Origin of the sequence: Paraflavitalea pollutisoli, from assembly GCF_029360705.1 — a bacterium.
Classification (GTDB): Bacteria; Bacteroidota; Bacteroidia; order Chitinophagales; family Chitinophagaceae; genus Paraflavitalea; species Paraflavitalea pollutisoli.
Genome location: NZ_JARKMX010000004.1, coordinates 175,148 through 196,118, shown reverse-complemented (window position 1 = coordinate 196,118; position 20,971 = coordinate 175,148). Strand labels below are relative to the sequence as shown.

Annotated in this window: 16 protein-coding genes; 8 read left to right on the top strand and 8 right to left on the bottom strand. The window is 50.9% G+C overall.

The annotated features are described in order from the left end of the window. Positions 1–5: 5 nt before the first annotated feature. The gene (locus P2W70_RS10660) at positions 6–410 is read right to left on the bottom strand and encodes a response regulator (protein ID WP_276481438.1); all 405 of its coding nucleotides are present in this window, start codon (positions 408–410) and stop codon (positions 6–8) included. A gap of 413 nt (positions 411–823) precedes the next feature. On the opposite strand from P2W70_RS10660, the gene P2W70_RS10655 reads away from it, so the two are divergent. From P2W70_RS10655 to P2W70_RS10635, 5 genes are all read left to right on the top strand, one after another. Further along, the gene (locus P2W70_RS10655) at positions 824–1,486 is read left to right on the top strand and encodes a hypothetical protein (protein WP_276481437.1); all 663 of its coding nucleotides are present in this window, start codon (positions 824–826) and stop codon (positions 1,484–1,486) included. Positions 1,487–1,599: 113 nt separating this feature from the next. Further along, on the top strand, positions 1,600–2,013 hold the full coding sequence (locus P2W70_RS10650) for a DUF2846 domain-containing protein (RefSeq protein ID WP_276481436.1): 414 nt from the start codon (positions 1,600–1,602) through the stop codon (positions 2,011–2,013). A 5-nt stretch (positions 2,014–2,018) separates the two neighbouring features. Next, positions 2,019–2,705, top strand: a complete 687-nt coding sequence (locus P2W70_RS10645) for a hypothetical protein (protein WP_276481435.1) — start codon at positions 2,019–2,021, stop codon at positions 2,703–2,705. Positions 2,706–3,000: 295 nt separating this feature from the next. Next, entirely contained in the window at positions 3,001–4,530 is a 1,530-nt protein-coding gene (locus P2W70_RS10640) for a DUF1254 domain-containing protein (RefSeq protein WP_276481434.1), read from the top strand. A gap of 184 nt (positions 4,531–4,714) precedes the next feature. After that, positions 4,715–6,385 carry a molybdopterin-dependent oxidoreductase gene (locus P2W70_RS10635; RefSeq protein ID WP_276481433.1) on the top strand — a complete coding sequence of 557 codons (1,671 nt, stop codon included), beginning with the start codon at positions 4,715–4,717 and terminating at the stop codon, positions 6,383–6,385. Positions 6,386–6,521: 136 nt separating this feature from the next. On the opposite strand, the gene P2W70_RS10630 is transcribed toward P2W70_RS10635, so the two are convergent. The 3 genes from P2W70_RS10630 to P2W70_RS10620 form a co-directional block, all read right to left on the bottom strand. Continuing rightward, positions 6,522–6,995 (bottom strand): VOC family protein, encoded by a 474-nt coding sequence (locus P2W70_RS10630; RefSeq protein ID WP_276481432.1) that lies wholly within the window; start codon positions 6,993–6,995, stop codon positions 6,522–6,524. A gap of 133 nt (positions 6,996–7,128) precedes the next feature. After that, complete coding sequence (locus P2W70_RS10625) at positions 7,129–9,504, bottom strand: ABC transporter permease (protein WP_276481431.1); 2,376 nt, start codon at positions 9,502–9,504, stop codon at positions 7,129–7,131. 234 nt (positions 9,505–9,738) lie between these two features. Beyond that, positions 9,739–10,533 (bottom strand): endonuclease/exonuclease/phosphatase family protein, encoded by a 795-nt coding sequence (locus P2W70_RS10620; RefSeq protein ID WP_276481430.1) that lies wholly within the window; start codon positions 10,531–10,533, stop codon positions 9,739–9,741. 102 nt (positions 10,534–10,635) lie between these two features. On the opposite strand from P2W70_RS10620, the gene P2W70_RS10615 reads away from it, so the two are divergent. Together P2W70_RS10615 and P2W70_RS10610 are read left to right on the top strand one after the other, a co-directional pair. Beyond that, positions 10,636–11,988 (top strand): S41 family peptidase, encoded by a 1,353-nt coding sequence (locus tag P2W70_RS10615; protein WP_276481429.1) that lies wholly within the window; start codon positions 10,636–10,638, stop codon positions 11,986–11,988. Between the two features lie 66 nt (positions 11,989–12,054). After that, the gene (locus P2W70_RS10610; protein ID WP_276481428.1) at positions 12,055–13,425 is read left to right on the top strand and encodes an alginate export family protein; all 1,371 of its coding nucleotides are present in this window, start codon (positions 12,055–12,057) and stop codon (positions 13,423–13,425) included. Between the two features lie 99 nt (positions 13,426–13,524). On the opposite strand, the gene P2W70_RS10605 is transcribed toward P2W70_RS10610, so the two are convergent. The 3 genes from P2W70_RS10605 to P2W70_RS10595 form a co-directional block, all read right to left on the bottom strand. Further along, the gene (locus tag P2W70_RS10605) at positions 13,525–14,943 is read right to left on the bottom strand and encodes a T9SS type A sorting domain-containing protein (protein ID WP_276481427.1); all 1,419 of its coding nucleotides are present in this window, start codon (positions 14,941–14,943) and stop codon (positions 13,525–13,527) included. A gap of 153 nt (positions 14,944–15,096) precedes the next feature. After that, the gene (locus P2W70_RS10600) at positions 15,097–16,689 is read right to left on the bottom strand and encodes a glycosyl hydrolase family 18 protein (RefSeq protein ID WP_276481426.1); all 1,593 of its coding nucleotides are present in this window, start codon (positions 16,687–16,689) and stop codon (positions 15,097–15,099) included. 86 nt (positions 16,690–16,775) lie between these two features. Then, positions 16,776–18,215, bottom strand: a complete 1,440-nt coding sequence (locus P2W70_RS10595; RefSeq protein ID WP_276481425.1) for a carbohydrate-binding protein — start codon at positions 18,213–18,215, stop codon at positions 16,776–16,778. A gap of 224 nt (positions 18,216–18,439) precedes the next feature. Between P2W70_RS10595 and P2W70_RS10590 the strand changes: the two genes are divergently transcribed. Further along, complete coding sequence (locus P2W70_RS10590; RefSeq protein WP_276481424.1) at positions 18,440–19,036, top strand: pentapeptide repeat-containing protein; 597 nt, start codon at positions 18,440–18,442, stop codon at positions 19,034–19,036. A 146-nt stretch (positions 19,037–19,182) separates the two neighbouring features. Here P2W70_RS10590 and P2W70_RS10585 read toward each other — a convergent pair whose 3' ends face one another. Further along, positions 19,183–20,832, bottom strand: a complete 1,650-nt coding sequence (locus tag P2W70_RS10585; protein ID WP_276481423.1) for an arylsulfatase — start codon at positions 20,830–20,832, stop codon at positions 19,183–19,185. Between the last annotated feature and the right edge of the window lie 139 nt (positions 20,833–20,971).

The window sequence follows — 20,971 nt, the reverse complement described above, 5'->3', positions numbered from 1 at the left end:
TTATATCAGTTGAGCACAAACTTGTTGAGCACCAGTACAATGTCTTTACATAGGAGATCGAATGAACAATGTTTTGTTATATAGGCAGCCGCTCCGCGTTCCGTCGAGCGCCTGATGTCTTCCGGCCTCGATGAGGTGGAATACATTACCACCGGAATATGCTGGCACTGTGGCATTTGTTTAATTAAATCCAGCAATTGTAAGCCACTGATCCGAGGCATATTGATATCCAGAAAAATAATATCCGGAAGCTCACTTTGGCTGCACGTCATTTTCGCAAGGGCCTCATCGGCACCAAAGGCTTGCACCAACCTGATCTTCGGGTCAATCTTTTGTACCGCTTGTTGAAATATTTCCTGGTCGTCAGGATCGTCATCGATTAGAAAAATAATCCGTTTGCTGCCATGCATAAATGAGGCCTTGGGATGGTTTGGTTGCAAAGGTAGCTTCAGCCCCTCACAAAAATCGTCTTTTTGTGGAATAGCAGAAGATCATGGCACAATGTGCGTTTATTCGATGCTTATTTTGTAGATTAGATTCCACATTAGCGATAGATTCAAGACCATCGGCACGCACACTTGTCTAAAAACAATAATAACTTACTTTAAGCCGCTGTTAACTTTACACGTTTTTTTTACCACCATACTAATCTAGCTATGCAGGTAATTGCGCCAGGGTACACTAATAGCGTTAAATTTCGGGACCCCACGGCCAGGATCAAAAATGTAGCCAGGTGGAGAGCATGGGAGAACATTTCGAAGTTTTTACGTCCTTCAACAATGCTGAAATAATCATTATTTTACATTCAACAAAATGTACCCGCATGACGGTGAAACGAACCATAACCTGCTTTCTCCTGGCAGCCCTGTCAGGCAGCTCCTGCCAATTCGCAGACAAGAAGGATACTCCATCCAGTACTACTGACTCGCTAACCGCTGCACTTACAAGCGACTCCATCACCAATGCAGTAGCGGAAGACCCGGATCTAACAGATACAATACCGGTTGAAAAATACAACGTGCATTCCATCAGTCAGCAAACAGCCGAACTGGTGAGAAACACGCTGACCACCGCGATCTTTAAGAACGAACTTCCCGCCATTGACCCAAGAGAAAGAAAATTCATCTTCGAGGAGATCGACCTGAATGGAGACGGGAAGAAAGAGATCTTTGTTGGATTTGACGGGACCTATTTTTGTGGCACTGGTGGATGCCGTACCTTATTGCTGAGCCATCACGGAAAACTAATCACCAGTTTTTCGGTAACGGAATATCCTGTTATTGTACGCCCCAGTACCACCCAAGGTTGGAAAGACCTGGTGGTCGGCACTGCCTCTGCTCGGCCATCCATGCACCTCATCAAATGGAATGGAAAAAAGTATCCCGGTAATCCCTCTACCCAGCCTCGTTTTACCGGCATTCCCAGCGAACATTCCATCAGGATATTGAGCGACAGCCGCCATCCCCATCCCTGGTTCAGGTTCTAGCATGATTGTATCTAAATAGTACCTGTAATTTCATGTAGTGCCATTCGGCCTTATCTTTGCATACCATTAATCATTAATATCTGGATGTTATGTTTTTGTTTAGAAGAATAAGCGTGCTTATAATACTTGTAACAGGCGTCACGGGTGCTTTCAGTCAGACCACGAGCCCCACCGGTACCGGCGCAAAAGTGTATCTTATCCGGCATACCGGTTACAATGGATCCGCCCTGAACTTCCACTGCTTTATAGATTCTCAGCTCGTTTGCAACCTGAAGAACAAGCGCTACTCCATTCACCAGGTTTCACCGGGTACCCATCTTATCAATGTAAATATTTACAAAAAGGATTTTAAATCTGCGGAAGCCGGTATCAACCTCGAAGTAGAAGACAACAAAGTTTATTATGTGAAGTTATTGCCCGGAAAGGCCTACTCTTTTAAAGGCGCGGATAAATTACTCGTGGTAAGTGAGAGCACGGCAAAGCCGGTATTGGCCAAATGTAAAGAACAAACAGCCTGCTTAAATTAACATCGATGAAACACTTACTGTTCATAGGTATATGCTTGCTCGTGCAGCAGGTAGCTTTCGCACAAAAAGCCACCGTGCTGGAGGTTTTAAAAAAATACCACGTTGACACGGCCTTCCTCGATTCCAATGCGCAACAAAATGCTACCCGGTATTCCTTCGATGTTAAAACGACCCTCGTCACAGACGACAAGAAGAAGGTGTCGATCTCGAAATATGACGCCTCCCAACCCGAAGGCCAGCGCTGGAAGCTTATCAGTGTAGATGGCGGCATGCCCGGCAAAACAGATCTGAATACCTTCAGAAAACAACACAGTCTCAACATTCCAACGCCGCAGGCCGATGACAATACCTATAAGATCGTCAAAGATGAAGGCGGACAGTTGGTGATCACCTACAGCTATGACCCCAATTCCCTGGTAGACGACAATAAATTCCTGGCAGACTGCCCCGTCACCCTCTACATCAATACCGAAACCAGCCGGCTGGAAAGATCAGAAATGATCAGCACGAAACCTTTCAAAATAAAATTGATCAAGGCCGACTACATGAATACCAACTTCACTTACAGCTACCAGGAGCAATTCAAAGAATACCTGCCCCTGAAAGAAGAGGTCACGCTCAACCTTAAATTACTCGGCCGGCTCATCGAGACGACCACCATCAACGAGTACTCCAGTTACACACGGCCTTAATGCATTATTGACGCTGGCATCAACCTGCTGAAAGCCACCCGGAATAAGCACTTCCTCAAATTTCCCTGAAAAGGTTACCAGCCCGATCTGTTCATGCACTTTCTTTATTCGGCTACCTGTTCGGTTATGGACAGACGGCCCGCTTTGTCGCTCGATGAAATCAGGTTACAGTAAAATCCGTCCGGTGGTACAACGGACGTCGTCTGCTACTTGGCGGAATCAGTTCTCCACAAGTGTCTTGGTAAAAACGGCGCTCCTGTAAGCAAACAACATTGTTCTAAAACGCATTTTTACCATGAACAGATTGGGTTCTATTGCCATAGCCTTTTGCCTGCTCGCCAGCTGCGGGCAAAACGATCAAAAGAGTGCAATAACAGCCCCCGCCGGGGATAGCCACGGGGCAGATCATTATAGCCAGTTGGCCAATGTAGCTTTTATTAAAGGTTATCCGGGTAAAGAAGACATCGAAAAACTGAAAGACGAATTATTCTTCCAGCGGGCCGTTCAAAGCTATATCTGGGCCTTGCCAGCCCTAAATATTTATTCAATGAAATTGGCGTCCGAAAAACAATTTGGAGCAGGGTACAACATCATGCCTATCTGGAAAGAACGGCTCAACGCCAAAACGCTGGTCACCACGCCCAACTCAGATGTCATCTATGGCATGGGTTATGTAAACCTGCAACAGGATGGACTGCTGGTCATCGATGTACCGCCGGGCATGCAGGGCATACTGGATGACTTCTTCCAGCGCCCCCTGGTATCGGAAGCAGCTATTGATGGCCGCAAATGGGCGGGTGATATCGGCTTACCCGGACCCGATAAAGGGAAGGGGGCCAAATATCTTTTATTACCACCAGATTACACCGGTACTGTGCCGGCAGGGTATTTTGCCTACCGGTCACGCACGTACAACGTATTTGTTTTCCTGCGTGGTTTCTTCAAAGATCCGAAGCAGCTGGAAGAGCCAGTAAAAGTGATGGAGCAGGTTAAAATATATCCGCTGGGCAAAGAAGCATCCGCCAAACCGATGCAGTTTCCCAATGGATCGAATATACCACTCAACATGCTGTATCCGGAAGACGGAAAAGCGTATGACATGCTGAGCCGGATAATCAGTGAAGAATACGCCGACCCCGTCGATATGGAAATGCGGGGTATGGTGGCGGCGATCGGCATAGAGAAAGGCAAGCCTTTCAACCCGGACGCCCGTGCCCAGGACCTGCTCGACAAAGCGGCCAAAACAGCTTTCAACATCGGACACGCCATTGCCTATGAACCACAGACCATTGTACAAAATGGCAAGTGGTACGATGATCGCCGGTGGCTCAATGTATTTCCGGGCAATCCTACTTTTACGGCCACTGACTTCAATTACATCGATCCACGTACCGGTTTCTTCACCTTTGCCTATTCGGCCAGTCCTGCCATGGCCGTTATGATGGAAAACGTCGGCGCCAAATATCCCGCTGCATTTGTAGACGCCGATGGGGCATTCCTTTCGGGCGACAATAACTACAAATTAAACCTACCTGCCAATATACCGGCTGCGATGTTCTGGTCGGTTACTTTGTACGACCCGGTCACCGGTGTGGGCCTGGATAATGGACAGGCGTTCCCTTCCATCAACACGATGGACAAGCCTGCTGCGAATGCAGATGGCTCTATCGACCTGTATATTGGTAAAGATGATCCGGGCACGGGCAAGAGCTGGCTCAAAACCATTCCTGGCAAAGGCTTCTTTGTGTTACTACGCCTGTATGGGCCTACCAAAACTTTTTTTGACAAGACCTGGAAGCCCAGCGACATCGAGAAAGTAAAATAAGGATCCATTCTTACAACTACGTCGCCAACGACCTGGCTACCGCCAGCGACAAGGGATTGAGCGATTACCCGCAGAATTAGTAACTTACGGGCAAGGACTGTTTATTAGAGCAGGTAATACATCCCCCTGAACAGTGCTAAACCAGGGAGCTCGATCCGTACGCTAATAGAAATGAATGGCGACTATGTTTACAAGTTTTACCCCTTCGGAAAGAAAGGTCCATTATCCAGACGACAGACGTGTTTATATCGGACTCAAACGGCCGATTTGGTATGTTCTCGCAGCACTACTGCTGGTTACTCTGGGTACCGCCTGGGTCCAATACCTCTGCTGGGGCCTACCCCCCGATCCTGCTGCCACCTTATCGCCGGCCGGCAGTACCGCTACGCCCGGATTTCCTGGGTGGGCACGTTTCGCTCATTGGGCCAATTTCTTCTTCCTCGTTATCATTATCAGAAGTGGCCTTTCGATCCTGGCCGATCATCCACGCCTGTACTGGAACAATGGCTGTACGCCACATTCGGAATGGATCAGGTTCACACCCGTCAAAGTTCCCGATGACAAGGTATGGACAGCCAAGGAAGATGCCTGGTACATCAGCCCTGTGCTGGGTCTGCCTGGCTACCGTCATACAGTAGGCATTGCGCGTAGCTGGCATTTCCTGCAAGTGCCGTTCTTTCTGTTGAATGGCGCCATCTTCATCACCTTGCTGTTTATAACCGATCACTGGCAGCGCCTGGTGCCCGCATCCTGGCAAGTGATTCCCGATGCCTGGAACATATTTGTCCATTATGCTACCTTCAATATGCCCATCGAGCCGAATGGATATTATCAATACAATGCGCTGCAGCAACTGGCCTATTTTGCAGTCGTGTTCCTGTTTGCGCCCGTGGCCATGGTAAGCGGTATGGCCATGTCGCCAGCCATCGAAAACAGGTTTCACTGGATACCCAAACTGTTTGGCAATCGTCAGGGCGCCCGTTCCGTGCATTTCCTAGTCATGATCGGGTATGTAATATTTGCCGTTGTGCATGTCGGCATGGTGGCCTTTACCGGCCTTGCCCGCAACATGAACCATATCGTAATGGGTACTGATGACCCCACCGATCGTTCAGGTCTTTGGATCGGCATCGCCATAGTATTGCTGACGATTGCCTTTGGCATAGTAGCACATTGGATCTCCTGGCGGAAGCCCCGTTTGTTGCAAAAGGCGGAAGCCGCTGTCAATGGATCGCTGTGGAAATGGACCATCAATAAATTCAAACCCAAAAGATATTATACCCAAAAAGACATATCCCCCTATTTCTGGCCCAATGGCAAAGTACCCGACTCGGCCGCATGGCGCCAATTGGCTGCAAATGATTTCAAGGATTTCACATTGAAAGTAGGCGGATTGGTGGAGAATCCGGTAGCCCTTTCGTTAGAAGCATTGAAATCTCTTGGCAAAGAACAACAGATCACCATGCATCATTGCATCCAGGGATGGTCGGGCATTGCGGAATGGGGCGGCCTGCCCCTGCAGGCATTGATCGATATCGTAAAGCCGGGCCCGACAGTAACGACCGTAGTCTTTTACTCATTTGGAGAAGGCCTTTATGGCGGCGTTTACTATGATACCCATACCCTCGAAAATTGCAGGAAACCGTCTTCGATCCTGGCCTGGGAAATGAATTACGCACCACTAACCGCTACCTACGGAGCGCCGCTCCGGTTAAGGGTCGAAAATCAGCTGGGTTACAAAATGGTAAAATGGATAGAGCGTATCGAGTTTGTTGAAACACATCAAACCATCGGTAAAGGTTATGGCGGCAAGAACGAGGACGATGAATATTTTGACCTGCTGGCCAATACGTAATTGCTCAGGGCAACATGAGGTCAACCCTGTCGCAATTACATCCTTTAAATAATTAATCGTGCTACTTCAGCTATTTCGGGCGTCGTCTAAGCAGTAAATGGGCCTGCGCTTTCCAAGTACCACATTGACTGGTCGCCTAATCCTTCGGCTCCCACAACTGGATCTTATTTCCCTCTCCATCCAGGATATGCACAAATTTGCCGTAATCGTATGATTCGATAGCATCCACGATCGTCACCCCTTCTTTCTTCAATTCCTCCACCAGAGCTTCCAGGTTCTCTACGCGGTAGTTGATCATGAAATCCTTGCCAGAAGGCTCAAAGTATTTGGTCGACTCCGGAAACGGCGTCCATTGCGTCTGCCCCTTCTTCGTACTGTCTTCGCCTTCATACCACTCGAAGGTGGCACCATACGGGTTCGTGTTCAGTCCAAGGTGTTTTTGATACCATTCCATCGAAGCTTTTGGGTCCTTGCTTTTGAAGAAGATGCCGCCGATGCCGGTTACTCTTTTCATCGTAGTGGGTTTTGTGTTGGTGATGATAGTCTTGAATGCGAAACCACCGAAAAATGATCCCGCAATGATCAGGGTAATAAAGATCGGTTTTTTCATGCAGACCCAAATTATGGTTTTGGATCGGAACTATTCGTTATTAAGTTGTTATGGTATTTTCACGGGCAGATGGTACATCACAAAAAAAGCGCCTCCTGGAGGCGCTCACAGCAACATCCATTACAGCTATTCTTTATTCGGAACGCAAACTCTTCACGGGGTTCATCAACGCCGCTTTGATCGCCTGGAAGCTCACCGTCAGGATCGTGATCAGCAGCGCCGCCACTCCCGTAGCCCCAAAGATCCACCATGGCAACGACGTCCGGTATTCATAGTTCTGCAACCAATCCTGCATCAGGTAGCCCGCCACCGGCATCGCGATCACCAGCGAAAGCAACACCAGCACGACAAACTCTTTCGACAACAACCGCCATACCTGGAATACCGAAGCCCCCAATACCTTCCTGACACCTATCTCCTTCGTGCGTTTTTCCGCTACGAATGAAGCCAGGCCAAACAAACCCAGGCAGGATATAAAGATCGCCAGCACTGCAAAACACGAAGCCAGCTTACCAATACGCACTTCATCACCAAACTTCTCCTGGAAACGTTCATCCACAAAATTCGGTTGAAACGGAACCCCTGGATCATATTGCTTGAATACCTGCGTTATCCGTGTCATGGCATCGCTCACCCCCATCGAAGGGCTCAGCCGCACATTCAATACCGACAGCCCCTTGCCCAACCGGAAGAAGGTAGGTTTTACAGGCGAAAAAGGTGATTCCCGGATGATGTTCTTTACCACCCCTACAATCTGGTATTGCCGCCCCCCAGTCTTCACCAACGCCCCTATTGGCTGCCGGTACCCGGTCAGCGCTACCGCCGCCTCATTCAAAATTATGGCGACTGAATCACTCACATACGCCCGCGAAAAATCCCTGCCCTGCACCAACTCCCAGCCGATCGTCTTACCAAAATCGTAGGTCACATTATTGCTCATCACCAGCGGTGTATTGCCAGGCTTTTTACCTTCCCAGGAGAAATCGGTCGTGCCTCCATCCTGCCCCGTAATGGTGCAGGAAGCACCCGACATATCAGCCACCGCCCCCGAAGCCAGCAGATCGGTCCGTAGCGGCCCCAGGTTACGCCGAAGATCGGTCGTATTGATGCTTACCTCAAACAAGCCACCACGATCATACCCAACCGGCCGGTTACGTGCATGTTCCAGCTGGCGGAACACCACCACCGTACCGATGATCAATAACACAGATACAGCAAACTGAAAAGTGACCAGCACCTTCCGTGGCAAAGCCGCCAGGGGGCCCGCTTTGAATACCCCCTTCAAAACCTTCACCGGACGGAACGACGACAGGTAAAAGGCCGGATAACTACCTGCCACCAGCCCCGTGATCACAGCAAAGGCCAGCAGTAGTGCCCAGAAGAGAGGTTGTTGCCATAATATGCGTAAGGGTTTCCCGGATACTTCATTGAAGAAAGGCAAAGACACCTGCACCAGGATCACCGACAGCAGCATCGCCACCAAGACCACCATAAAAGACTCGCTCAGAAATTGCCCGATCAATTGACGCCGGCCCGAACCGATCGCTTTGCGGATGCCCACTTCCCGCGCCCGCTTTTCCGAACGCGCGGTACTCAGGTTCATAAAGTTGATGCAGGCCAGCAGCAACACAAACACACCGATCATGCCGAAGAGCCACACAAACCGTATTGCCCCGCCGTCGTTGACCCCATTACTAAAGGAAGAATACAGATGCCATTTATCCATCGGATGCAGGAAGTAGGCAGGCTTATAGGCTGGCGGATCATCCCGCTTCATCCGCATATCGCGGATCTTGGCCGATACAGCATCGACATCTACGCCCGGCTTCAACTGTGCAAAGACCTGGAAACTGTTCTCGTCCCAATCCGGCGCAGCCTTCCTGGCGTAAGTATCATTTGCCAGGTACAGCGCCCAGGGCGCCAGCATCTGCACCCCGGCAAACTGCGTATTGGCAGGAAAATCTTCGTAGACCCCTGCCACCTTCACCGGCAGTTGGTTATTGAGACTAACGACCTTCCCCACAGCCTCAACACGTCCAAATATACTCTCCGCCGAAGATCGTGACAGCAATACGGAATTCATATCCCGTAAGGCATGCCGGCTACCTGCCAGCATAGTCAGGGAGAACATATCGGCAAATGCTGGCTCCACGTAAAACCCCTTCTTGTTAAACCGGTCCTCACCATTGGCGACCACCATCTCCTGCATTTGCGACACGACACTCACCGCCTCGAAGTCGGGGTATTTGTTGCGCAACTCGTCGGCCACCAATATCGGCGACACATCATAAGGAATCTTTTCACCCTTCGAGAATTCGACAAACTGCCAAACCTTGGCCAGTCGGTCATGATTGGGGAATGACTTGTTGAAGGAGAGTTCATCAAAGATCCAGAGGCCGATCAGGATGGCGACCGTCATGCCGGCGGCCAGGCCACTGATATTGATAATAGAAGAAGAACGGTTCTTGAAGAGGTTGCGCAGGGCAACCTTAAAGTAGTTACGAAGCATGGGCGATAGTGTTTTGGCTAGTTTACCGAAACCATAAAAATGCCAAACTCCACCCCCTTCTGCCTCAATCCCTTATAGCAGGATAAGAAAACAGGACTGTCCGCTTTCGATACGACCACTGTCCGCCCGCAATCCAGTCCTGGCCGAGCTCCACTCGTCTGCAGCCCTGCCCTTCCTGCTTTTCCTCTGTCGTAGCCCTGGAAATACCGGCATTGCGTCGATGCCTGCCTGGTATCATCGCACCTTCAACTTCGCAACTACCGGCAAATGGTCCGACGCATAGGGCTCATCGATCACTGCGTGCGAAAGGACCGTAAACGCTGTCGCCGGTTTGAAACCGATAAAGTCGATCGTTTTGTTGGGATTTACCTGCGGGATAGTAAAACCACAATTCTGCACACAGGTGCGGGTAAACTGCTGGTCAAAGGTATTGATCACCAGACCACCAGCCGTAGCATTGAGGTCGCCGGCAATCACGACGGGATTAGTTTCTGCCTTAAGCAATTCATGGATGGCATTCACCTGCAACACTCTGTTGGTATCGCTGCGTTGTGCATCGAGGTGGGTGCAGGCTATAACGATCTTTTTGCCATTCCGTTCAATAAAGGCCGTGGCGAGTACACGGGGTTCTCCTCCGGTTCCTGCCAGGGTGGGCAGCTTATGCGTTGTACCACCCTGCAATGGCAGGCGCGACAGGATCGCCACCCCATAGTCGCCCCCGTCATGATCGATGGCCTTGGCAAAATAGAAGTTCATTTTGGTTTTCTCCGCCAGCACAACTGCCTCATTCATCTTCGAGCGGCCGGTATTCACGTCCACTTCCTGCAGGGCCACAATATCTGGTTGGTGTTTATTGATCACTGCCGCGATGGCATCGATATCGATCAGTCCCGGTTTGGAAGGTGGGTTGGCATGGTGGATATTATAACTCATCACGATGAGTTCGTCTTTCGAACCACCAGCACCAGGTTTAGCAACACTACAGGCAATAACCAGTACGATCATCAGCGAGGCAGACAGCATACGCATAGCGGCAAATAGATTTGAGGCACAATAATACAGATTGTTTTCCTTGAATGGTCCATCATGTATACGCTTAATAAACAGAAAATATTTGTAGCTTGTACCAGCATGAAACATCTTGTCCGATCGCTGTTGTTGATCACTTTTATGCTGGTGACTACACCCCGGCTCCGCGCGCAGGAGCCTGCCTACGATCCTGCACGTCGTTATCCGGTGGAGGAACTCGTCAGCGACCTGCGGTATTTCCAGCACCAGTTCGACAGCCTCCACCCCGCCACCGATCGTTATACGCATCGTCTCGTACTCGATCGCACCTTCGACCGGCTTGCCCGCAGCATCCGTGAACCCATGACGAGCGAGGCCTTCCTCAGTCGGCTTTCGCTCATCAATCCGAAGATCGCCGATGGGCACACCCAGCTGTTGCCGGATACAGCCACCCTATCCTATAATCGTCAAACCGGCCGGTTCTTTCCTTTTACCGTGACCAGCGTCGGTGGCCGGTTGTATGTATTGCAGAATGGCTCCACCGATACTATCATCCATGCCGGCGATGAGCTTCTGACCATCAATGGTGATCCCGCCGCCCGCGTACTAAAACAATTGATCAATCGCCAGATACGCGACGGCTACAATGAAACCTATCCCCGGTGGATCGTCAACAAATATTTTTCAGCTTACTATAGTTATTGCTACGGCCAACCGACAACGTTCAACCTCAGGTTCACCAACGCAAAAGGCAAGCCAGATTCCTGTCTGGTCAATGCCTTGTCACGCGATAGCATCCATCAGCTCCATATTGATCGTTACCAGGCCACCGTAACACGACAAGGTATCGTAGTAGCCGAATCACCCCAACCGTCTACTGCCATTCTTGCCATTACGACTTTCGACTCGGCTGCCTTGCAGGCCATACACCAGCGGGACGTAAATACCATGATCGATTCTATTTTTACCTTACTGCAACAAGCGGGGAAGCAACAACTGATACTCGACCTGCGCAACAACCAGGGCGGTGATTTTGAACCCGGCAGGCATTTATTGCGCTATCTCATCGACCGGCCGGTCAGCTACCTGCCAGGAAGCGCAGAACACCGCAACCTGCAGCCCACGCCCAACCGGTTTACCGGCCAGCTGTTCGTACTGATCAATGGCGGCAGCTTTTCCAATACGGCCATTGTTTGCAGCTACCTGCAGCAAATCAACCGGGCCGTTTTCATCGGTGAAGAAACCGGTGGAAACCCGGTGGAGATCAGCGGCAATGCCACAGGCATCGTATTACCCCACACCCAACTGCAAGCCTATATTTCCACCACCAATTACCGGATCACTGATCAGCGGCAACAAGGTCAGGGTTTATCACCCACCTATCCGGTAGCGGCTACGATCAAACAACTCATAAACGGAGAGGATGCCGTGATGCAAGCCGCCTTGAAACTGGCGCAACAGCCCACCAGCCGATAGATTGTACAACTCTACCCTGTATATGGCAATTGCCCCCGATAACCGACTGGCCTAGCTTTGTAGGCTATGAAACTTGTGCTGTACCTGCTGATCTGCTGCTGCTCACTCACTGCCCTGGGCCAATCCACTCCCGCCTTCAGGCCCCTGCGCTATGAGGAAGACTATTCCCAATGGCACAGCGATACCAACACCACCTGGTACGAGCGCATGAAATACAGCTCATTGAGCAAAAAGGGCGGCAGTTACATCAGCTTTGGTGGAGAAGCCCGGTTTCAATACTTCAGGTATACGAATGAGAATTGGGGGGAAGAACCCCGCGATAAAGACGGCTATGTACTCGCCCGCTATCTCTTCCATACCGACCTCCATGCCGGCCGCTCTCTGCGAGCTTTTGTACAACTGCAAAGCAGTCTCGTCAACGGGAAACCCTCGACCAGTCCTGTAGAAGAAAACCCATTGGAAGTACACCAGGCTTTTGTGGATGTAAAATTACTGGAACATAAAAAATCGACCCTTACCTTGAGAGTCGGCCGTCAGGAGTTGCTCTATGGCATCCAACGCATACTGGCCGTACGCGATGGTCCCAATAACCGCCAGTCTTTTGACGCAGCCCGCGCCATCTATACCACTGGCAAGTATCGCCTGGACCTGTTATACGGTCACTATGTGGCAGCTAAAAAAGGCATCTTCAACGATGGTTTCAATGATCATGCTAAGGTCTATGGCGTCTACTTCACGCGCAATAAGCTACCCCTGTTGCAAAACATTGATCTATACTATTTAGGTTCCTGGCGCGACCGGGCTGTTTTCGACGATGGCGCCGGCAAAGAGAACAGGCATTCCTTTGGTGTACATAGCTGGGCACAATATGGAGGCTGGCGCTATGATGTAGAAGGGCTTTACCAAACAGGGCGTTGGAACGATGCCCCCATTGCTGCCTGGACGGCCTCGTTGTATACCAGCTACCAGTTCAAACAAGCACGTCTTAAACCGGAGCTGGGGCTCAAGACCGAATTGATCAGTGGAGACAAACAATATGATGATGGAAAACTGAATACCTTCAATCCGCTCTATCCCCGGGGTGCCTACTTCGGACAGGCAGCCATCATTGGCCCCGTCAACCTCTTCGACATACATCCTTCCGTAACATTGTCACTCAGCCGCCTGCTCGCCTGGAATATCGACTACGATCTCTTCTGGCGATACAGCCGTCACGATGGGATCTATGGTCCCAATGTTGCCCTCCTCTATTCGGGCAAAGACACCGACAGCAAGCATATCGGCAATCAATTGGCCACCGAATTTGTATACGCGCCCAATCCTTTCCTGTATTTCCGGGCAGAGTTTACCTGGTTCAACAGCGGCGCCTACCTCAAGGAAGTAGGTCCCGGCAAAGACATTTTATTCACCGGCCTCACCGCACAAATCAAGTTCTAGCATCCACAAAAAAGCAGCAGGTAGTCCTGCTACCAGACCGGCGTCAACAAACGCGCATGCCTGGTCAGCAGACCGCCCACCGCTCTTAACCCCTAAACATTATTTTACAAATCTCTTCGTGACCGATTTGCCACCACTCGTCAACACCAGCATATAAGTGCCTTTGGAGAGGGCCGATACATCGATCCGGTTGGCAGTTACCTTACCCTGCAACACCTGCCTGCCGCCAATATCGAAGACACGGATCATCGAACCGCTGAGATCTTCACCGGTTGACAGGTTCAATACATTACCCACGGGATTGGGATAGATATCGAATCCTTTTCGGGTAGTAGCAGCCTCTTCGATAATTTGGGTAGCTACCGTCGCAGGTGTTTCCGACAATACGGTCACGGTATTGGCTACGATGAGTGACGACGCCACATCATTCCAGCCATCGTTCACCAGGCAATCGTCATCGGCCGTTTTCACCAGCGAAGTGCCACCAAAATTATCGTTCTGGTAGAGTGTTACTTTGTAACCGCTGCGCACCCGCACCGACGAAATATCATCGTTCAGAATGCCCTTGGCCTGCAACTGTGCCAGCGTATAACTGCCCGGCAGCAAGGGGATAGCATAACCACCATACGAACAATTCTTGTACACGGTAACCGCACCGTCGGGATAGGTAAACGGAAAATCGATGCGTGCCTGGTTGAACTGCGTTTCGTAACTGGCCGGCCAACCGAAGGCTGTTGTGGCCAGCGGCTTCAGGTTTACCCCGGCAGCGCCACTCCAGAAATGCACAAACTCGCCCCAGTTCATACCCCGGCTGTATTGGCTGCCGCTTTTTGGGAAATATTGTGCCAGCAGCGTGAAATACCGGTTCAGCGTTTGTGTACCTCCATAGGCACTGTAGATGGGATAGAACCAGTCGCGAAACCAATAGGTATTGGCCCGCGGAAAGCTGGACGTACCGTTGATCATCAGGTTGTACCAGCGCGTTACATCGCTGGTGCGGCCCAACCCGCGATACACATCATAGATAAAGATCTCTGCCCACTTGCTATCGCCCCAGATGCCAAAGGCAGGCGAGTTCTTGACGCCCTTGCTGGCCCCTTCCACGATATGCGCTACTTCATGGGTGACGATATCAAGGTCGTTCCCGGCACCGCTGGTCCAGGGGCCTGGACCAACATCGATCACATTGCGGTTGTCGTGACTGGCATCGAAATACGTAGACGGATGTCCGCCGCTGTACTTATTGGTGTGAAAGATGGCAAACAGGTGTGGATCGGTGCCGAAGCTGCCATACACCGATTTGGTATAGCGCCACACATCACCTGCAAACGCATTAGGCCAGGTTACGCTATTGCTCACATCGTTGTCGTAATACACAGCCACATCGTTGTCATAGAATTTACGGTTGAGCAGTTGGTTGTGTTCGAACCAATGTTCCTGCCAGGTGGCAGGAGGAGTTTGGGCCATGACCAGGCCCGCCAGCATCAAACAGGACAATAAGAGGAATGATCGCTTCATGATGATATGGTTTAATTAAAAAATGAACAGGTTCGTTGCCGGCGGGCCTGTCGACCTCCAGAAGCACTTTGAGCACGCCTGGCTCCACTTTCATTCGTACCAATGTCTTCAGCCCTACGTTGCCTTTGTGCCTCTTTGACTTATTGCCTCCTCTTATTCTTTCACAAACTGCTTCGTGACGGATCTATCCTTGCCAATAAACACCAATGTGTACACACCCGGCGCCAGCTTCGAGATGTCTAACTGATAAGTGGCCGCCCTGGCAGCAATCACCTGACGACCCGCGAGGTCCATGACCCGGATGATACCGCCTGCCAGGTCTTCGCCTGCCAGGATATTCAAGCGGTGTTTAGCCGGATTGGGATACAACACCCAATTGCCCGTGCGTTGCAACCGCTCTGCTTGCCGCGTTGCTGGTGCCTCGGTGGTGGTGGTCACCTGCCGGGCGCCGGATGGCCTGGTAATCTTTATCCAGTTCAGGTTCCAGCCACCCGCCTGCGCATACACCCCTACATTGTAGGTGCCGGCATTGACGGTTACATTGTGCGTAATGGTGGTCCAGTTTTGCCAGCCACCGGTGGATGGAACAGCCAAAGCCCCCAGTTGAATACTACCCGCATTGAGGTCGAGCGACAGGGTGCCGCCGCCACTCAAACTCGCTACCCGGTATTCTACTTTATACGAACCAGTCACCGGGAAATTGATGTTGTAAAAAGCCATCCAATCAGTAGCATCGATATAGCCTACATTCTGTCCGCCACCCGCATCTGTACAGGTTTCCACCTGTACGCCCGACATGGAATTGTAACTCTCTGCTTGTATCGTGATCGAGCTTCCACCGCTACCCGTACGTTGTAATACCACTTCATGGATCGCCGACAGCAGGGAATTACCGCCAGTGGCATCCTGCGACAGCTCCCAGATCATGATACCATTACCCTGATCGAAGGCCAGGTTGGTTTTGCTCTTGATGGTAGGGATACCATTGTAACCCACCCCACTGAAAATATCTGCATTGGGACTGGCGCCGCGCGCCACCAGGGCTGCAAACGACTCCCAGGTGGGCCGGCCATAAAAGGGCACTCCCAATACCACTTTCGAAGCGGGTAATCCCCGCCCCTTCCAGTAATTGATACTTTGCTGCGCATAACTGTACGTAGAGTGGTCGTAACTGTTCGCATCATAAGCCATCAGGTTGAGGAAGTCGACCATATTGAATACGCTGCTCAGGATACTGCCTCCATTGATGGCAACTACAGCGGCAGTGAGTAGTTTACCACGATTGTGCATTTCTGTAGATAACTGCTGCATCAACGTCGCATAGTTGTTGGCAGAAGCACCTGCATCGGGGTATTCCCAGTCGATGTCGATGCCATCGAGGTTGTACTGGTTCACGAAATTGATCATATTCGTCACAAAGGCATTGCGGTAACCGGCGTTGGCTGCCAGGCTTTCAAAAGCGCCGTCGTTGCCATTGTTCCACCCCCCAACGGCTATCAACACCTTCTTGCCATTGTTGTGCGCCAGGGTAACCAGGCTTTGCAACTTGGACGGATTTTCGATGGCCTGTAAGCCTCCCGTACTCGTGGGCAGCAGGAACGCATAATTGATGTGCGTGAGCTTACTGTACTGAATGGAGTTGACACTGCCCGCCCAGGACGGCATATACCCCACCACCCTGAACTGGGCCGAGGATACGTTAACGATGATCAAAGCGAGAAAGAAAAGCAAAGTTGATTTTTTCATGATCGATTTATTTTTGTTAGTGAAAAGACAGCCAGGTCGCACGGCGAGGCGTGCAACGAAGGGTTGATACAGGCTTTGCAATTCACTTACTTGGTAAACCGGCGCGTGATGGTCTTGCCATCTTTCGTATAGAGCAATGTATAAGTACCAGGTACCAGCCGGGACACATCGACCCGGTTGGTGATGATAGACGTTTGTAGTACAGGCCGACCCATGATGTCATAGATCCGCAACAGGCCACCAGTCAGGTTTTGCCCGGTATTGATCCGTAGCTCATTGACCACGGGATTCGGGAATACCTCAAATGCCCGGCTGGCGATGAGCGATCGGCGGATTTCAGCCGTAGGTGTTTCAGAAGCGATGCGTGCACTGCCCTGTTTGGTGATGCGGAGCCAGTTGAGGTTCCAACCACCAGTTTGCGCAAACACCCCGACATTGTAGGTACCGGCATTCACATTGACAATATGCGACACAGTTGTCCAGTTTTGCCAGCCGCCGGTAGCAGGTACCGTACGGCTACCGAGTTGAATGGCGCCGGCATTGAGGTCCAGTGACAGGGTGCCACCATTCAGGCTGGCTACACGATATTCGACCAGGTACTGGCCACTGGTGGGGAAATTGATGCTGTTGTAAGCCATCCAGTCACCGGCATCGATGTATCCAACATTTTGTCCGCCTCCTGCATCGGTACAGGCCTCCGTTTGTACGCCCAGCATATTGCTGTAGTTCTCCGCCTGGATGGTGACACTGGACGGGCCACTTGTTTGCTGGTATACCCGTACATAGTCTATCGTCATCGTGGCAGGCATGGCGCCATTGTTGACCGTAGAGCCGGGCCAGTTGCCGCCGATCGCCATGTTAAGAATGAGGAAGAAATTGTTGTGAAACTCATTGGTCCCGTTGACCCCGTTGAGGATACTGGCCTCGTGGAATTGTACGCCGTCTACAAACCACTTGATGGAAGAAGCCGTCCATTCGATGGAATAGGTATGGAAGGCGGTGACACCAACGGCCGTATTACCACCATACTGCGCGTAATTGTTATTATTATCAGCCCAGTGGATGGTACCATAGGTACGTGCCTCTGTGTTGACGTGCTCCATGATATCGATCTCGCCACAGCCCGGCCAGCCTGCGGTACCGATGTTATCACCCAGCATCCAGAAGGCAGGCCATACACCCTGGAAAGCAGGCATGGCGATACGTGCTTCGATGCGGCCATACTTCCAGGACTTGCGGCCCTGGGTTTTGAGGCGGGCCGAGGTATAGTTACGGCCACCAAAACTTTCATTGAAGGCCGTGATCACCAGCTGCCCGTTTTGTACCGTAGCATTCTGCGTACGATAGTATTGCAATTCATTGTTACCCCAACCATTGGTACCGGTACCGGTTTCGAAGACCCAATCGGGCCCAATACCATTGGTAAACTCATCCTGCCAGACCAGCTGCCAGCTTTGTGCTCGTGAAGTTGTGGGGAGAAGGGAAATGGAAAGCAATAAAAAGAAGGCGTGTTGAATTCTTTTCATAAGCAAGGTTTGTCGTTAAGGAATAGCAAAGTCGATACAAGATAAGGGTTTTGAATATTGGTATCCGTTAGTGTCTATTTTGTAATATCCATTTCAGCACTTTTTTTATACACATCGTAAAACTACTAGCCGTGTAAACGTTTAAGTAAACGACCGCGCCGACCGATCGCATTAATTTTCGACAAGCACTCATCGCTGGAAAACTAATTTCTGTAATTTCGCGCATGGCCCAGGCAGCAGACGAACCTCTATTACACGAACACAAAGAATTCAAGAACGTAGACTTCAGCGGGAAGACCTTGCGCGATCGTGAGTTTTTCAAGTGTACATTTATCAACTGCAATTTCTCCAAGAGCGACCTTAGTAAAAACGAATTCAGCAACTGCCAATTCGAAGCCTGCAATTTCACCATGGCTAAGATCGTCGACACGGGTTTTGGCGAAGTGGTCTTCAACAACTGCAAGCTCATGGGACTGGATTTCAGTTCGGCCAGCCGCTTTATGTTCAGCTTTGCATTCAATGGCAGCCAGTTGGACTATGCCATCTTCCAAAGCACCAAACTGAAGAAAACGGCATTTGATCGCTGCTCGCTGAAAGACGCCGACTTCACCGATGCAGACCTGTCGCAAGCCGTATTGAAGGAATGTGATCTGCAGAATGCGCAGTTTTCTGGTACCAACCTGGAAAAAGCAGATCTCCGTACCGCACACCATTATAATATCGACCCGGACCGAAATAAATTGAAGAAGACAAAGTTTGCCAACAGCAATCTGGCCGGATTGTTGCTCAAATACAACCTCGATATCGACTTCGAACAATAGCGTACTAATCCATCACACATACAATGGCCCGCCCCTGTAGAACAGGATGAGCGGGCCATTTTTATTGGTAGTTGTCATTGGGCCTTCTGATGCTGGCAGCCGCCTTCACTGGCAACCGGCTACGAATCATCCGCTAGCAGTCAATCTTACCGTTTGGGCAACACATGGTTCTCTTTCGCCCATTGCAGCCACTGTTCCTGCATGGCTTTCGTCCGGGCTGGCTCTTGTCCAGAAAGATCCTTCAACTCCATGGCATCGGCGTGCAGGTTGTATAAGCGCCAGATGCTGTCGTTGGATGGGGCAACCAGTTTCCAGTCGCCCTGGCGGATGTACTTCGCGTTAAAATGTTCATTGTACAATACACGGGGTCTCGCCTTTTGATTACGCAAGGCCGGCACCAGGCTTTGGCCCTGTTGCGGGTTGATTGCATGCCCTTTGTAGGTGGTAGGATATTGCGCACCAGCCAGTTCGGTCAGTGTCGCCATAAAATCCATTACATGACCCACGTATGAAGTCGTACCGCCCTTTGGCGCTTTGATACCTTTCGGCCAGAAGGCCACCATGGGTGTATTGATGCCGCCTTCATACGATTCTGCTTTCCAGAAACGATAGGGCGTATTCACCACATTCGACCAGCGTTCGCCAATAGAAGTAAAAGTGGTTTGCGGACCGGGCATCACTTCTTTGTTGACCGGGTAGACGACGGTTTCGCCGGTGCGCGTCTGGCCCGGACGGTCAAAACCGGGACCGTAGCGCATAGCGTTTTCTGCACTCGCACCATTATCACTCAGGAAGAAGATCAGCGTATTCTCCAACTGGCCAGTGACCCGCAACGTTTCGATGATGCGACCAATGCCCTGATCCATCCGGTCTATCATGGCGGCATGTACCGCCATGGCGTGCGCATCCCAGGCTTTGTCGGGATTGTTTTCCCAGCTCAGGTCGTTTTTGATACGGGGCGATAGCGGCGCCTGTTCAGGCCGGATCAACCCCAGCTTCACCATCCGGTTGTAGCGTGCCTGCCGGATGCTGTCCCAACCCACTGTATAGATGTCTTTGTATTTCGCAATATCTTCCGGCAAGGCCTGCAAGGGCCAGTGTGGAGCATTGTGTGCCAGGTACAATAGAAAAGGTTGCTGTCCTTTAGCAAATTCTTTGATGTAAGCTACCGCCGTGTCGTTAAGCGCATCGGTATGGTAATAATTGGCTGGCACCTGCTCCACCGGTTTCGTTCCATTGACGAGACTGAAAGGATCGAAAAAATCGATCACGCCCCAGATGGTGCCAAAGTGTTTTTCAAAACCGCGGTTTACCGGGTACTGATCCAGCGGCGAAAAGGCGGGATGCACTGCCTGGTGATTGAGCCATTTCATTTGCTCAGGGGCTGTTGGCTGCTCGATGGTATTCGATACATGCCATTTACCCGCCATGGCGGTGCGGAAGCCCGACTGGCGCAATACTTCGGCGATGGTCACGGTATGTTCCGTAATGCGCCCGTTGTACCCGGGTCGTTGGCGGTCGGTGGTCATTTCCCCGATACCGGCGTTGTGCTGGTATTGACCTGTCAGCAGCGAAGCGCGCGTAGGACAACAGCGTGAAGTATTGTAAAAATTAGTGAAGCGCAGGCCATTCGCGGCCAACCAGTCGATATTGGGCGTATTGATCTCACCGCCATAGCAGCCGAGGTCGGAGTAGCCCAGGTCATCGGCCAGGATAATGATCACATTGGGTCGCTTGTCTTTTTTGCGTTGTTGTGCAGGTAAAGCCAGTGCCGCCAGCATAACTGCACTGAGCATGGATAATCGTTTCATGGTTGGTCCAGACGGGCAATACTACCGGTATTGCCAACGGTTATAGAAATTTGCGGAGAGCCGTGTGTATTATTATAGCCAGGCTGCCCCGGTCTATAAGTTAACTGCTTCCTCCAGGTGCCCA

Excerpts from the sequence above, each read along its gene's own strand:
- P2W70_RS10660 (WP_276481438.1), bottom strand. The coding sequence starts at position 410 with ATGCATGGCAGCAAACGGATTATTTTTCTAATCGATGACGATCCTGAC.
- P2W70_RS10655 (WP_276481437.1), top strand. The coding sequence starts at position 824 with ATGACGGTGAAACGAACCATAACCTGCTTTCTCCTGGCAGCCCTGTCA.
- P2W70_RS10645 (WP_276481435.1), top strand. The coding sequence starts at position 2,019 with ATGAAACACTTACTGTTCATAGGTATATGCTTGCTCGTGCAGCAGGTA.
- P2W70_RS10640 (WP_276481434.1), top strand. The coding sequence starts at position 3,001 with ATGAACAGATTGGGTTCTATTGCCATAGCCTTTTGCCTGCTCGCCAGC.
- P2W70_RS10635 (WP_276481433.1), top strand. The coding sequence starts at position 4,715 with ATGTTTACAAGTTTTACCCCTTCGGAAAGAAAGGTCCATTATCCAGAC.
- P2W70_RS10630 (WP_276481432.1), bottom strand. The coding sequence starts at position 6,995 with ATGAAAAAACCGATCTTTATTACCCTGATCATTGCGGGATCATTTTTC.
- P2W70_RS10625 (WP_276481431.1), bottom strand. The coding sequence starts at position 9,504 with ATGCTTCGTAACTACTTTAAGGTTGCCCTGCGCAACCTCTTCAAGAAC.
- P2W70_RS10620 (WP_276481430.1), bottom strand. The coding sequence starts at position 10,533 with ATGCGTATGCTGTCTGCCTCGCTGATGATCGTACTGGTTATTGCCTGT.
- P2W70_RS10615 (WP_276481429.1), top strand. The coding sequence starts at position 10,636 with ATGAAACATCTTGTCCGATCGCTGTTGTTGATCACTTTTATGCTGGTG.
- P2W70_RS10610 (WP_276481428.1), top strand. The coding sequence starts at position 12,055 with ATGAAACTTGTGCTGTACCTGCTGATCTGCTGCTGCTCACTCACTGCC.
- P2W70_RS10605 (WP_276481427.1), bottom strand. The coding sequence starts at position 14,943 with ATGAAGCGATCATTCCTCTTATTGTCCTGTTTGATGCTGGCGGGCCTG.
- P2W70_RS10600 (WP_276481426.1), bottom strand. The coding sequence starts at position 16,689 with ATGAAAAAATCAACTTTGCTTTTCTTTCTCGCTTTGATCATCGTTAAC.
- P2W70_RS10595 (WP_276481425.1), bottom strand. The coding sequence starts at position 18,215 with ATGAAAAGAATTCAACACGCCTTCTTTTTATTGCTTTCCATTTCCCTT.
- P2W70_RS10590 (WP_276481424.1), top strand. The coding sequence starts at position 18,440 with ATGGCCCAGGCAGCAGACGAACCTCTATTACACGAACACAAAGAATTC.
- P2W70_RS10585 (WP_276481423.1), bottom strand. The coding sequence starts at position 20,832 with ATGCTCAGTGCAGTTATGCTGGCGGCACTGGCTTTACCTGCACAACAA.